16 protein-coding genes are annotated in these 13,452 nt (G+C 57.6%); 1 reads left to right on the top strand and 15 read right to left on the bottom strand.

Annotation, left to right across the window (positions count from 1 at the left end; translation table 11 throughout):
• Positions 1-41: 41 nt before the first annotated feature.
• Genes ACESY8_RS00345 through ACESY8_RS00335 form a run of 3 tightly spaced genes read right to left on the bottom strand, consistent with a single transcriptional unit; the run spans position 42 to position 2,147 of the window.
• Positions 42-1,271 (bottom strand): sensor histidine kinase, encoded by a 1,230-nt coding sequence (locus ACESY8_RS00345; protein WP_054338804.1) that lies wholly within the window; start codon positions 1,269-1,271, stop codon positions 42-44.
• Positions 1,268-1,966, bottom strand: coding sequence for a response regulator transcription factor (locus tag ACESY8_RS00340; RefSeq protein ID WP_082382874.1), 699 nt, complete (start codon positions 1,964-1,966; stop codon positions 1,268-1,270). The genes ACESY8_RS00345 and ACESY8_RS00340 overlap by 4 nt, the downstream gene beginning before the upstream one ends.
• Positions 1,959-2,147: a helix-turn-helix domain-containing protein gene (locus ACESY8_RS00335; RefSeq protein WP_204681467.1), complete on the bottom strand. Its 189-nt coding sequence runs from the start codon at positions 2,145-2,147 to the stop codon at positions 1,959-1,961. Before ACESY8_RS00335 ends, ACESY8_RS00340 begins: the two co-directional genes overlap by 8 nt.
• Positions 2,148-2,286: 139 nt before the next feature.
• Here ACESY8_RS00335 and ACESY8_RS00330 point away from each other — a divergent pair, with 139 nt between their 5' ends.
• A complete protein-coding gene (locus ACESY8_RS00330; protein WP_174888203.1) occupies positions 2,287-2,652 on the top strand; it encodes a helix-turn-helix transcriptional regulator in 366 nt (121 codons plus the stop codon).
• A 177-nt stretch (positions 2,653-2,829) separates the two neighbouring features.
• Here the strand turns inward: ACESY8_RS00330 and ACESY8_RS00325 are convergent, their stop codons facing one another.
• From ACESY8_RS00325 to ACESY8_RS00270, 12 genes are all read right to left on the bottom strand, one after another.
• A complete protein-coding gene (locus ACESY8_RS00325; protein WP_054338830.1) occupies positions 2,830-4,182 on the bottom strand; it encodes a relaxase/mobilization nuclease domain-containing protein in 1,353 nt (450 codons plus the stop codon).
• Between the two features lie 322 nt (positions 4,183-4,504).
• Positions 4,505-4,792 (bottom strand): hypothetical protein, encoded by a 288-nt coding sequence (locus tag ACESY8_RS00320; protein WP_054338802.1) that lies wholly within the window; start codon positions 4,790-4,792, stop codon positions 4,505-4,507.
• 167 nt (positions 4,793-4,959) lie between these two features.
• Positions 4,960-5,307 (bottom strand): plasmid mobilization protein, encoded by a 348-nt coding sequence (locus ACESY8_RS00315; protein WP_054338801.1) that lies wholly within the window; start codon positions 5,305-5,307, stop codon positions 4,960-4,962.
• A complete protein-coding gene (locus ACESY8_RS00310; RefSeq protein WP_054338800.1) occupies positions 5,304-6,260 on the bottom strand; it encodes a DUF8626 domain-containing protein in 957 nt (318 codons plus the stop codon). The genes ACESY8_RS00315 and ACESY8_RS00310 overlap by 4 nt, the downstream gene beginning before the upstream one ends.
• Positions 6,261-6,271: 11 nt before the next feature.
• The gene (locus ACESY8_RS00305; RefSeq protein ID WP_054338799.1) at positions 6,272-6,871 is read right to left on the bottom strand and encodes a defense against restriction DarA-related protein; all 600 of its coding nucleotides are present in this window, start codon (positions 6,869-6,871) and stop codon (positions 6,272-6,274) included.
• Positions 6,872-7,036: 165 nt separating this feature from the next.
• Positions 7,037-7,414 (bottom strand): cysteine-rich VLP protein, encoded by a 378-nt coding sequence (locus ACESY8_RS00300; protein ID WP_054338798.1) that lies wholly within the window; start codon positions 7,412-7,414, stop codon positions 7,037-7,039.
• A gap of 4 nt (positions 7,415-7,418) precedes the next feature.
• Positions 7,419-7,586 (bottom strand): hypothetical protein, encoded by a 168-nt coding sequence (locus ACESY8_RS00295; RefSeq protein WP_164468433.1) that lies wholly within the window; start codon positions 7,584-7,586, stop codon positions 7,419-7,421.
• Positions 7,583-8,371, bottom strand: a complete 789-nt coding sequence (locus ACESY8_RS00290; protein ID WP_054338797.1) for a DUF4366 domain-containing protein — start codon at positions 8,369-8,371, stop codon at positions 7,583-7,585. Before ACESY8_RS00290 ends, ACESY8_RS00295 begins: the two co-directional genes overlap by 4 nt.
• Entirely contained in the window at positions 8,368-8,631 is a 264-nt protein-coding gene (locus ACESY8_RS00285) for a DUF4315 family protein (RefSeq protein ID WP_054338796.1), read from the bottom strand. Before ACESY8_RS00285 ends, ACESY8_RS00290 begins: the two co-directional genes overlap by 4 nt.
• Positions 8,632-8,647: 16 nt before the next feature.
• A complete protein-coding gene (locus ACESY8_RS00280) occupies positions 8,648-10,756 on the bottom strand; it encodes a CD1108 family mobile element protein (protein WP_082382873.1) in 2,109 nt (702 codons plus the stop codon).
• Complete coding sequence (locus tag ACESY8_RS00275) at positions 10,740-13,109, bottom strand: VirB4-like conjugal transfer ATPase, CD1110 family (protein ID WP_174888202.1); 2,370 nt, start codon at positions 13,107-13,109, stop codon at positions 10,740-10,742. The genes ACESY8_RS00280 and ACESY8_RS00275 overlap by 17 nt, the downstream gene beginning before the upstream one ends.
• On the bottom strand, positions 13,060-13,452 hold the full coding sequence (locus tag ACESY8_RS00270) for a PrgI family mobile element protein (protein WP_054338827.1): 393 nt from the start codon (positions 13,450-13,452) through the stop codon (positions 13,060-13,062). The genes ACESY8_RS00275 and ACESY8_RS00270 overlap by 50 nt, the downstream gene beginning before the upstream one ends.

Below are 13,452 nucleotides of genomic sequence, written 5' to 3'. Positions count from 1 at the left end.
AAAAGATAACAAAAACAGCTTACAACCAGGTGAATTTGACCTTACAGTTCTGTAAGGAAAGACAGCGTGAATGTCGTGCCCTTACCGATTTCACTTTGCACCGAGATTACACCACCTTGCCCTTCGATGATAGACTTAGCAAGAGGTAGCCCCAGCCCAATTCCCTGTGTATCAAGGGAATGTTTACTGCGATAAAAGCGTTTGAAAATGTGGTGAATATCTTCCGGGGCTATGCCGTTTCCATTATCAGAAATGAGAATACGAAACATAGCAGGAGTGCGCTCCCATGTAATGCAGATCATTCCGCCATCTTGTGTGTGATCCAGAGCATTTTTCACGATATTTCCAATCGCTTCACTCGTCCAGTCCATATCACAAATAAGCTGTTGCTCATCATCACCCGCTATCTGAATTTCTTTGTTTTCATTTTTGGCCCTTGTGGTTAATTCATTGACCGAATGTGCAATCAACTCGGACACACGGCACTTGTTTTTCTCAAAAACGATGTTTCCCGTATCCAGCCGGGTTATTTTCAGCATTGATAAGATGAGCTGCTCCATGCGTTTTAGAGAAATTCCCATCTTAGCAGCAAACTGCTTTACCGTTTCCGCATTATCCGGCTCGTTCTCAATTATCTCCTGATACATGGCGAGGGCCGCGAGAGGTGTTTTGAGTTGATGTGATATATCCGATATGGTATCTTTCAAAAACTCTTTTGCCCTATGCTCTGTTTCATTTTTCGATTGTAGCATGGTTGCAAGTTGTTCCACCGAGGAAAATATTTGGAAAATGCCTCCCTCATAATTCTGTGGTAAATGGCAGGAGTAATCCCCGTTGATGTAATTTGTCAATACTCTGTCTGCTTGCTGATACAATCGCTTTCTTTTCCAGAAAAAAACGAACATTCCTATGGCAAGCATAAAGAGCAAAAACATCATAGCACAGAGCATAATGCAGACAGTAGATTGCTGAAATTGGTTGAGAAAGGGCCGCATATTGATTTCTGCTTGTTTTCCCAAACCCGTAGCCGCTAATAATGAACGGCCGCCTTCGCTGATTTCTGTGTTCGTAAAAGCAGTTGCAATCGTTTCTTTAGAAGCTCCATGTTCCAAAAGCGAGGATACAACCGCTTCATCGTGCATAAGCCATAGCACTTCTAAATTGTTTACCTGATAGATGGCTAAAGCGATTCCTATACCTATAAACAGCAGAGTAAATGAGATTAAAAATAGCAAGAAGCCTTTAATCTGTTTATCACGGTATAAACTCATTCAGACACCTCTTTCCATTGGTAGCCAAACCCACGGATTGTTATGAGGTGTTCAGGATGTGATGGATCAGATTCCACTTTTTCACGAAGCCGTCGCACATAAACTGACAGGGTGTTATCATCTACAAAATTGCCTGTATCATCCCACAACTCATTTAGAATGATGGCCCTTGTCACGACACGATTTGCATTTTTGACCAGCAGACATAGCAAGCGATATTCGGCGCTTGTTAGATCCAATGTTTTCCCCTGTAAAGTTGCTCGGTTGCCTAATAGGTCAATGCTAATGTCGCCACATTTAATAGAAGTGTTTTTTCCGCTTTTGGAGACCCCAGCTCGGCGCAGCAGAGCCCGAATACGGGAACACAATTCCCCCAGTTTGAAAGGCTTGGCGATATAATCATCTCCGCCGCTATCCAATCCGCGGATTACGCTGACTTCTTCATCCGATGCAGTCAAGAATATGATCGGTATGTACTGATTTTCTTTTCTTACTTTTTCACATACATCAAATCCAGTTCCATCTGGCAAGGTGACATCTAAAATCAATAAGTCATATCTGTCTAGCTCGGACAAGTACTGTTTTGCCTCACATACAGTTCGGGCAACTTCAACATCAAAATTATTCTTTTCCAAAGAGTAGACCAAGCCATCTACCAGACTTACATCATCCTCTAAGAGCAGTATTTTATTCATCTTTTAATCCCTTTCCTTGTTTTGTCCTCATATCCACGGGCTTTTCCGCATCTTTGGGGATCAGCCAGATTGTCGCCATCTTCACGGCACCGGGAATACGACCATCGGCGCAATAATAGTTTACCCGTCGAGGGGTCACACCCCATTTTTCGCCTGCCTCTTTCAGAGTCATATAGTCCATAGTGCACCTCCATTTTTTCTATTGTAGTTCTTTTGCTCGAACAATACAAGTCGATAAAACAGAAATAAAATAGCACTTAACATTAAATATAATTACATTCTCATAATCTAACCCGAAATGTACAATGATATAGGGTGATATGAGAATGAATCATGATGAAAGAAGGTTTGACTTTCATGGGCTCGGTCTGGCACTGAAACAGGCCAGAGAGGACAAGGGATGGACGCAAGCCTATGTTGCGGAACTGGTCGGCAAGACCGACCGAACCATTATGAACATCGAGAACAAAGGCCAGCACCCCAGCTTCAACTTATTTTTTAAGCTCGTTACGCTATTCGATATTTCAGTAGATCAGTTTTTCTATACAGAGGGAAATCGCGGCGGAAACAGTTGTCGAAAACACATTGATGTACTTTTAGACTCCATGAATGAAAAAGAACTCGTTGTCATGGAAGCCACAGCCGAAGGGCTCAAGAAAGCCAGAGAAACGGAGGTTCAGAAATAAGAGCCTCCGTTTTTTGCACCCATTTTCGGGGGAGCGCAAAACAGCAAGCAAGGCAAGTGTGGACACACTTCCCATTTTCGCAGGGGCGAGGCCCTGCGAAAATGCTTGTTGGGGAGCCTCCCCAAACCCGGCACCTTTGGGACAAAATGTCCCAAAGGTCAGGCTGCGGAACCGGCCCTACCGGGCCTGTTCCTTATCGGCGCGTCCGCCGGTGAGGTTGAGTAGATGGTCAATGTTGCCCTTGACCGTGACGATCTCCCGCATCTCCTTTTGAGCGGTGCGGTATTGTGCGGTAAGGGCCTTTTTCTGCTCCGCCAGCTCCCGGCGCTTTTTTTTGAGCGCATCCATTTTGGGGAGCCTTTCGCCGTCAAGCAGTTCATTCATGGTGGCCCGAGCCGCCCGGTAGTCGGCCAACTCCGCCTCGTGCTGGGCCAGATATTTTTTGCTGTACCGGGCCGCCTTGTACCCGTCGAATACAGGCCGGGTCTTGGCGTATTGCACCACAGCCCCCATGAGTTCCGACGTGCGGCCCAGTTCCTCCTGCACGGCCCGGAGCTCCCCGGCCAGGGCGTGGGCACGATCTACCGCCGCGTCGGTCTTGACCGCCAGCTCGTCATAGTCGGTCAGGCCATTCTCCTGGAGGAATTGCAGGGCTGCGGCCATCTGCTTTAGGTTGTAGAGCTTGACCCACCGCTCATATCCCGGCCCCTTGCCCTGGGCCATGCGCTGCTGAATATCAATGACAAGGTTGACCCGCCGTGCCTTGGGCCGGGTGTCCCCACCGCCTCCAGCGCGGGCTGGGGCCCTGCCCTCCAAGACGGCCTGGACAGCCTCGGGGCCGTAGCCGTCCCCCAAGGTGGAACTCCGCCAGCGGGCGGGCCGCTCAAAGCCGGGGAGCTGGAACGAGATCACACCGCCCCGCCCGTGGAGCACCTGGATGCCCGCCGCCTCCATCGCTGCGAGGAAGGCCGGGAGATCGGCAGGGGGCTTGGTCAACACCTCGTCGATGATAGCCCGGAGTTGTTCTTTCTGTGATGGTTGCCGGATGCCGCCCATCCATTGGCCATAGTGGAGAAAGCGCCCCTTGCTGTGCAGCTTGGGATTTTGAATGATAGAGAGCTCATGCTCGATGCACACCCGATCAGAGAGCCGCCGCAGCGCAAAGGTAGAGCCGATGAAGTTGCGGAACTTCCGGGAGCGGTCATAGGCGGTGGAATTGTAATAGATGTGATTATGCACATGGCCTTTGTCGATATGAGTACAGACAAAGAACTGATACTTTCCCTTTGTCCAGCGCATGGCCGTTTCATAGCCAATCTTGTTTGCCTCCTCGGGGGTAATCTCCCCTTTGGGGAACGCCTGCCGGATCTGATAGCACAGAGCTCCGCGCTCCACCTCCCGTCCCGTTTCCGCCTGATACTGGCTTTTCACCAGCAGGAACTCGACGTGGGCCGTGGCGGGATCGCAGAGGTAAGCGGACACGGCCCCCAGCTTTTGAGGATTGAGCCCATAATCAAAGCGGTCTTTCAGGCTTTGCAGAGCCGTCCGGCGCGGGGCCTGCTTGTGTGGTTTGATGAATGTTGTGGCCGTGGTATTCCCCCTTTCCGCACAGAAAAACCGGCGGCCACAAGGCCGCCGGTTATGTTTGGGACACTTTGTCCCAAAGGGCAAGCGTCATTCAGTTCGCTCCGCCGGGGCCCAACGGTTGCAGGACGCACGGATGTTCATATTCTTTTGAGCCTCGGGCACCATCTCGTCCCGGCCTGTGGCGATGAACAGCATGAAAATGGTTGTGCTCCTTTGCAGGCATCCGGCCTTATGTTTGCAGTTCAAGCAGGACTCTTTCATCTTCTTATCCAAATACAACACCCCACAGAGAGCCAGCAAGGGAACTAAGCCCATCGGCAATAGCGTCGGCCAGCAGGCCCAGCGCGACGAAGAATACGGCGATGCCCAGCATGAGTAGGCCGTCGTGACCGCTGCCCTGGATAAACCACGCGAACAGGGCACAGATCAGACAGAGCCCGCCCAGCGCCTCCAAGAGTACGTTGGACATACCAGCCGCCAGAGCGACCACGGCGGCGAGGACAGAGCAGGCCAGGGCAAAGGGGAACGCGGCGATTTTCAAGATAATACGCATGATGAAAACCTCCTAAAAAGTCTTGGATTTCTCGTCATTTTCCCTCTATATGTATATTATAACGCCGGGAAAATAGGGTGTAAAGGATGCCTCCGGCTTGCCCGGCCTTGGGACATTTTGTCCCAAAGCCGGGCAAACCGGGGAGCGGCACACCGCTCCCCGGCCATTTACATTTCCACCACCTGAGAGAGCTTTTTCAGCAACTCGGACAGGGGCTCCCACAGATCGGCATAGTCCTTTTGCAGCATGGCGATGTCCTGGGGGTAGATGCCCCCGTAGGTGTTGGCCTGGATCGCCACCTGATTGAGATTGTTGGAACACCGGCGTTGGAGGGACACCAGCTCCCGCACCGGCCCCAGGTCAACGTGGAGCACATACCCATTGAGGGCCATCTTCCGTACAAAGGCCCCCATGTTTCGCACCCCGGCCTCGGCCATGCGCTCCTGGAGCAGCGCCAGCTCCTCCTCAGACACCATAACGTGCAGGTGGATGGGCCGCCGCCTGTTCCGGCTCACCGGGACGGCTCCTCCCGTTCCTGCCGAGCAAAGGGCTGGAGCCGGACGGGGCTCTGACCGTCCTCGGTGCGCAGGAAGTCTATTCTGCCTGCCGCAAAGATGGCGTTGCGGTTGAGCTGCCGCTGCCACGCCCCCTGGCTGGGGGCCCACTTGAATCCATTGTGTTTGAGCTCCTGCCGCTGTTCCTCGGTGGGCTTTTCATCAAAGAACAACTGCAGCCGGTTTTCCCCCTCATTGATCTCCGCCTTGCCGCCGGGGAACTCCCAGCCCACAAAGTCACCCCAGTTTTTCAGATCGTCAATGCGCTGCTGCACCCGGCGGATGTTGGCGTTGTTGTTGGAGAGATGGAAAGAGGGATAGGGCACCGGGTCTTTCCGCCAGTCCCGCTCCATAGAGGCCCGGAGCTTGGCGATCCCCTCGTCGGTTAGGCCGGGGCAGCCGTCCAGGGTCTTGTGCTTGCGGTAGTACGCATTGACCGCTTTCATGTGTTCCTGGTCGGCCTTGAGCCCCTCCAGCTTGGCCTCCAGCTTTTCCACCGCCTGCCGGTCATCGGCGGAGATACCCGCCGTGCCGGTGGAGCGTATCTTGTCCAGCAGGCCCTGGATATGCTGATACTCGCCCATGTTCTTATCCCGTGCTGCGTTCTGCTTGAGCTTTTTCTGCACGGGGAAGTTGCCGCCTCCGGCAACTAGGATCGAGGGCACACGGGCATCAATGGCATGGGCCTGATTGAGATTTTCCGCCAGCTTGCGGGCATAGAGGTCTGCAAGGTAGTCAATCTTCTCATGGTACATGGGATCAACACGCTGTTTCTGTTCCTCTGCCAGTTGATAGGCGGCATCCACTTGAGCCTGATAACTGGCCGTGGCGGAGCCGGGCTTGTAGTCACGGTAGCTGTTGAGGTCGTTGGCCCGCCGGGCCGCCTCTTCGCTGATGGGATAATACTTCGGCATCCGGCCACCCCCTAACGGTCGCCCCGGTCGGGAGCGTCCCTCCTCGGAACCGCCGGGCCACGGTCAGCCTCAACTTGGGCCTGGGCGTCCTTCATCTGCTGAGAGATCGGACGGGGACGGCTGCCGCTGTTCTGGCACAACTCGGCCACATCGGGGGCGGGCCGCAACTCATAGTCGGCCACCTGCTTTTCCGTCAGGGGCCGGGTATAGGTCAAATGGCCCCAGGCCAAGAACGCGCTGCCCTCTACGGGAACACGCTGGCCGTAGTTGATGATTTCATCCGGGGCATTGCGGGGCGGTTTCGGGAATGTGCCGATGTCCACAGGCCGCTGGGTAGAGTAATACTTGTAGAGCCCAGGGGCCTCCTCCTGGACAACGCGGACTTTGAATTGCATCTGGTACTCCACCAGCCTGCGGTTGAAATCCTGTTCCATCGCGGCGAAGTCATCCCCATAGTGGCCCCATTCATACTGCCGCTGGTCGTGTTCATCGTCATAGCAGGCCCAGGTCACATAGCGGGATGGGGCCTTGGGGTTTTCCCCCAGGGCAAAGCCCCTGCCATTTTCCAGCATGGCAACGCGGAGAATGGTATAGCCTTGGTTTTTGTCCATATTGCCTCCTTCCACGCGCCGCGCCCCTTCGGGACACTTTGTCCCAAAGGGGCGCTGGCACAAGATGTTTGAAATATCCGTGAAAATGGGGGCCGGACGTAAAATCATACCGGCCCCCTTAAAAGCAGCCCCGGAAAGCCCCGTCATCAGGGCGTTTCCGGGGCTTTAATCGTAACGCTTGTACCCCTGTTTCCGGCGGTGGCTGCGCATCCGCTCCCGGCTCTTGCGGCGGTTGGCCTCGGCTTGGCACGCCTGGGAGCAGTAGAGCTGCCGCCGCTTGGGGAGAAAGGCCCTGCCGCACAGGGGGCAGATACGCAGCTCCTCCACCGGCCCCTCCTGGGCAAGCTGCACCGCCAGGGCCGAATCAATGGGGAGAACGGCGTCCCGGAAGTAGCGGCACATGGGGCCCGTCCAGCACTTCATCAGCATATAACATTCACACTCCAATGGTAAGCATCCGTAGTCCCGGTCGTAGTTGGCGCACCACCTTGTCACCAGGGCCCGGATGGATTTTTTCTCCTCACGGGTCAGTTCACGGGGCAACGCCTCACCTCCCGCGCCGCAGCAGGGCGCGGAAACAGGTCATACAGCGGATACCCTGCCAGTAGGGGCACCCGGCGCACCGGGAGCCACGGGGGGCCGGAGCCGAATCGGGCTGCTCCTGCCGGGGCTTGCGCCTCATTTCCCGCTCCAGGTGGTTGTTGGTAAAATTCAAGATTTATCCCCCGTTTCCTCTTCATCGCCGTATTCGTCCTCGCCGTAGGGGTCATAGTCCTCCTCGGGATCGTCATAGGGCTCGGGCTCGTCGCCGTAGTCCTCCTCGGCCTGGGCCGCTGCCCGCTCCTGCTTGGGCCGGTAGATTTTGAAGTACCACCCGACGACGCCGCAGATCACCACCGCAGCCAGCACCATCGCCAGCAGCCCCAGGGAACCGCCCTCGGCCTCCGGTTCGGGCTCTTCCACAGGCTCCGGTTCCGGTTCAGGCTCCGGCTCCACCCCCACGCACTCGGTCATGTTGGTGGCGCAGACAGGGCAAGCCGTGTTCACAGCCCCCGCCGCGCACTTTTCCGTGCAGGAGCAGGTGGGCAGCTCCCCGCCGGTTTCCTCAAAGGCGGCCAGCAGGTCGGCCTCATCCACCATGCCTAAAAAGTAGGTTTCATACTGCTCGCCCTCCTCGTCCACAGGCTTGTCGTAGTCAATGACAAGGTAGAACGTGCTGCCGCCCTTGGTCTGGACAGTGATAAACTGCTTGTTGGTGTTTTCGTCGTAGAGCAGATCGCGGGTCACAAACTGGCCCTCCTCTGAAAAGCCCTCGCCGGGCTCAATGGTGGGCTCTGGTGCGGGGGCCTCCTCTACGGTGGCGTCCTCATCCGTGGGGGCGGGATCGGTTTCCTCATAGCCCCCGGTGGGCTCGTCCGAGTAGGCATAGGCCGGAGCGGTCATGCCGCACAGCAAAAAGGCGGCGCACAGCGCCGCCATCAGGACACGGTATTTCTTCATTCCTCAATCTCCTTTTCCTGAGTGGTAGGGGCGGACTTTGAGACATTTTGTCCCAAAGGTGCGCCGGAGCGGATAGCCTGGAGCAGCGCGGGCAGTTCATCCAGTGAAATGCTCATGCCCCGCACGATGTCCACGATCTCGGTGTTTTCCGTTTCCAGTTTTTTCTGCTCCAGCTCCTTGAGCCGAGCCTGCTGTTCGCTGATTTTGGCCTTGACCTTTTCAATCTCGGCCTGGATTTTCGCGCTCTTGCTGGTTGCCAATGTTATCATCCTCCAATCATGGCAAGCGCCCGTAGGCATACAGGTGCGCCTGCCAGTAGCTTGAATTTAGGTTTGCGTAACCGATGGGATCTCCACAGTGGAGCATCATCCCGTCGCCAAGATAGAGCCCACAGTGGGAAACGCCCGGGGTATCATAGGTGCCCACGAAAAACACCAGATCGCCGGGCTTGGGATCGCTGGTAGGGGTGCAGTAGTCGTAGAGCCCCTGGGCCCCAAGGCGGCCCACATTCCAGCCGCATTGATTGAGCACCCACGACAGGTAGCCGGAGCAGTCAAAGGACGTGGCCGGGGAGCTGCCGCCCCACACATAGGGATAGCCCACATATTTCTCCGCCTCGGTGAGCAGGGCGGCAAACTTTTCATCGCCCATGTACTCGGCGGGTACCTCATACGTTTCGCCCGGCTGGGTGTACTTGTCCACATAGCCGGAGCCTGGAAACAAATCGGGTCTGTTTCCCAGGGTCGCCATGTAGAGGGCGTACCGGGCCATCTGTTCCTCGCTCATCATGTAGACCGGCAGATGGGACAGGTTGAAGTTTTCCAGGGTCACATAGCAGATGTACCAGGTGTAGGGCTCGTCGTTCTCGTCATACCTGGTTTCCGTCACCACCCGCTCCGTGAGGATGTACTGGCGGTCAAAGAGGTCATCCAGCGTGCCCTCCACGTCGGCCAGCGTCCATTCCCCCTCGTGGAGCACGGACAGGATGGAGATGAGCACATAGGGGTCGTGCTCGATCTCGTCCAGGTCAAAGTGGTATTCGTCATAGCTATGATTGCTCTCGTAGCTGTCCAGGTAGGCTTGCAGCTCCGCCTCCATATCGCAGTAGGCCGCCTCCGCCGCCAGAATGTCCTCGTCCCTGGCGGCGTAGGTGGTGGCCCCGATCCCACCGCCCGCGCCGCTGCCCAATGGAGCCAGCGAGGACACGCAAGACTGAAACAGCACCACAATAAGCAGGCAGGCCAGAACCAGCAGCACTCCCACGGGATGCCGTTTGACAAAGCCAACGGTGTGGGCGGCGGCCTTCTCCGTCACCGTGGCGGTCTTGGCAGCGGCGGTGCCGCCGTACTTGGCCGCCTCCTGCGCCCGTTTGCGGAATTGCTTTCGATACTGCTTTTTCAGTTGGTGCTTGCGCCAGAACCGGGACAGCGGGTTATCTCCCAGCCCCGGATGCTCCTGGGCGGCCATGCGGAAGTGGTAGTCCGCCGTTGCCTTGGTGAATTTGGACTGCGCCCGCTGGGCGGCCTTGGTGGGGTGCTCCCGCACCTTGCGCTTACCATAGCGGTACAACTTCCGGCCAGCCGCCTCCGCCGCCAGCTCGGAGCGGTGGGCTCCCTCGATACCCACGTTCTCATGCTCATTCTCATAAATCTTGCCGTGGACAAAGCCATGAAACGTCCACCCAGCGGCCCCTGCCGCCTTGCGGATGAGGCTCTTTTTCCTGGGCGGTTTCTGCTTTACCAGCTTGCCCCGAGCCTTGTCCAGCTTGGCCTCCCGCTGCTCCATGCGGAATTTCGCGCGATTGACCTGCTCAGAACTGCTCTCCATACGGAACTTCCCGCCGCCGTCCTTTGGGACACTTTGTCCCAAAGGAGTAGCGCCCTCGTTCCCTGGGGTATAGGCGGGCCTCCGGCCAGCAGGCCGGGAGTTCTTGGCATTGGTTTCACCCAGATCGTCTGCGGGGGATTCGCCCTCAAAGCGCAGGCGGGCCGCTGGACCCTGGCGGGGCTCGGTATGCTCCGGCCCACAAGGGGCCTCCCGTGGATCATCCGGGGCTACCGGCTCCGCCGCCCGGTCAGGGGGGAACCGATCTGCCCGGCCATCCAGAGGGGCAGCGCCCTCCACAGAATCAGACACCGGCTGGAAATCGCCCCGCTGGGGCACGGCATCCTCCCGGCGTTCTGGTTCCCCCGTGGCCTCCCGCACCTTGCGGGCGGATGTCTTTTTCCAATCTGGGCGGCGCTGCTTGGGCGTGCCGGGCTCGGGCTCCCATTCCGCCCCAAACCGCAGGGGGTCTGAGAGCTTGCCCGCCTGCTCCTTGTCGGAGATCAGCCGGGATGCCGGGTCTTGCCTGGGCTCCCGGCCCCCGTCACGCTCCCTGCTCATTCTTCAAGTCCTCCGGGCGGGTGGTGAGCAGGTTGTAAATCTCCCCCTTGGGGAACCGATCCACAAAGGGGATGGTGGTGCTGCCATAGAACAGCAGCCCCTCGCCGGGGTTGGAGTGGGTGATGTAGGAGAGCTGGTGCTCCGAGATACCGAGCTGCTTTGCCAGGATCGCCCGGTCGCTCTGCGCCTGGGCCAATAGCACCATAAAGTCGGTGTTGTCCAGAATGGCCTCGATCTCCCGGCTGGCAAGCAGGTCTTTCACGTTCTGCGTCAGGGCGCTGGGGACACAGCCTTTTTTGCGGAGCATCTTCCACACGGCCACAAAGTAGCTGGCGGTGAGGGCGTCCCGGAGCAGGATGTGGAACTCGTCAAAGTAGCACCACGTTGCAATCCCGTTGTGGAAGTTGGTATTCACCGCCGAGGTCACAAAGTCGTTGGTGATGTGCATGGCGATCTTCCGCAGGTTTTCCCCCAGCCCCTTGAGCACGATGCACACCACGCGGGAAGTCAAGTCCACGTTGGTCGGATGGTTAAAGAGGTTGAGGGAGCCGGTGCAGTAGAGCTCCAGGGCCGTCGCCACCCGCTGGGCCTCCGGCTCCGGCTGCCGGAGCAGCTCTTCATAGAGGTCTTGGAGCAAGGGCGGTTTCCCGTCCCCGATCCCCAGGGCCAGCTCCCGGTAGACCTGCCGCACGCAGCGGTCAATGACGGTTTTCTCAATGGGCTGCAGGCCGTCCTTGCCGCCCACCACCAGCTCGCACAGGGAGAGCAGGAAGTCCGCCTTCATGGACAGGGGGCTCTCGTCCCCGCCCAGGTCGAGCTGGATGTCCATAGGGTTGATATGGTGAGGGCTGTCCGGCGCAATCTCAATGACCTGCCCGCCCAGCCGCCGCACCAGCGGGGCATATTCTCCCATCGGGTCTACAATGATGATGCGGTCTTGAGTCGCCAGGAACACGTTGATGATCTCCCGCTTGGCGGAAAAACTCTTGCCGGAGCCGGTGGAGCCGAGATAGAGTCCGTTGGCCGATTTTAGTTTCTTCCGGTCAGCCATGATGATGTTGTGGGAAAGGGCGTTCATGCCATAGTAGAGGGCCTGCCCGCCCATGCGGAGCTCCCGGGTCATAAAGGGCACAAAGATGGCGGTGGAGCTGGTGGTCATGCCCCGCTGGATCTCCACCTCGTTGTAGCCCAGCGCCAGCGAGGACACATAGCCCTGCTCCTGCTGCCAATCCAGCCGCTTGATGGCACAGTTGTATTTCTGTGCGATGCCGTTAACCGTGAACACGTCGTTTTCCAGCCGCTGGCGGGTGGGGGCAAGGTTGATGATGGTGAAGGTCAGCAGGAACATCCGCTCGTTGCGGGACTGCAGGTCGGAGAGCAGATCGGCGGCGTCCTTGGAAAAGGTAATGAGGTCAGGGGGCAGGATGTCCGGGTCATACCCGGCCCGGATCGCCTTCTTCTGCTCCTCCACCTTCATTTTGTCAATGTCGCTGACCTTGCCCTTGATGGTCTTAATGGCCTTGAGCTGGTCTACCGTCTGAATGTGCATGGTGACGGTCAGCTCCGCATCCAGCTCCAGAATCTCCCGCAGCAGCTTGTCTGAGAGCTCAGACGCCAGAATTTGCAGGTAGGACGCCGCGCCCCAATACCGCCCCACCCGGAACAGGCGGGGTTGGGAGAAGTCAAAGCCCTCGCTGGGGGCAACGGCATCCTTGGTGCCAAGGCCGGTGCGGGGAATGTCCTTCCACGAAAAGCGGAACGGCTCCCGGCTCCCCGGATGGGTCTGGCCGTGGAGCACCGCCAGCCGCTCCCGCCCGTCCAGGGGATTAGACTGCACGCCCAGCCGGTGCAGGTTTCCCACCACGTCGGCCTCCACACGCTCCAGCCGGGGCCGGGCCTCGCCCAGTGAACCGGCGGGCACGCCAAAGGTGATGTACTTGGCCCGGTCAATGCCGTTGTTGCTCTTGGCGATCTGACGCTTGAGCATGGACACGAACTCCCCCCGGATGCTGTCGTATTCGTCGGACTGCATGGGGATATTCACCTTGTACCGGCTGGCGGTGTGGGCTCGTCGATTGACAAAGGAGAGCTGGAACGGCAGGGCGCTGTCAAAGTAGTTGAGGAAGGCGCTCCAGCCATTGAAGATGGCGGATTGATCCTCCGAGGACGCCACTGAGTAGTTGATGTCCTCATATTCCACGGCCTTGGTAAACAGGCCGCCGGGGAGTTGGCACACCCCGTCCGGGTACATCGCTACATAGGGGATGGTCTGCTGGGCGGACACCATGCCCCGGCCCCGGCGGTCAGCCCTTGCGGGCTTTTTTCTTTGCGTGCTTGCTTTTTGCAATCGCATCCTCCTTTTCCATCGCGCCCCGCAGGGTAAAAGGGGCGTAGATATTATCCGTTCGATAGGGCCGATGCCCGGAGCGCAGGAACTTGGCCCGGATGATGTTCCGGGCCACCTTCTCCAGCGGCAGGCCGTCCCGCTCATACATCGCCAAAAGAAAAGCCGGGAGCATAACCCCCAGCATGAGGAACAGGCCGCCGGTGTTGCCGATCACGGTCCGGGCCAGCAGATAGGCCGGGATGCCTACGGCAGCCCCGCAGCCGAAACAGATGAGCTGGCGCTTGGTGAGATTGAACGCCACCTTCGTTTTGATTTTGGAAAGGTCGTTTGGTACGTTTACATAGGGAAT

The sequence above is a fragment of the Clostridium sp. ATCC BAA-442 genome (assembly GCF_964239415.1).
In the GTDB taxonomy this organism is placed as follows: domain Bacteria; phylum Bacillota; class Clostridia; order Oscillospirales; family Oscillospiraceae; genus Flavonifractor; species Flavonifractor plautii.
This window is presented reverse-complemented; position numbering and strand designations above follow the sequence as displayed.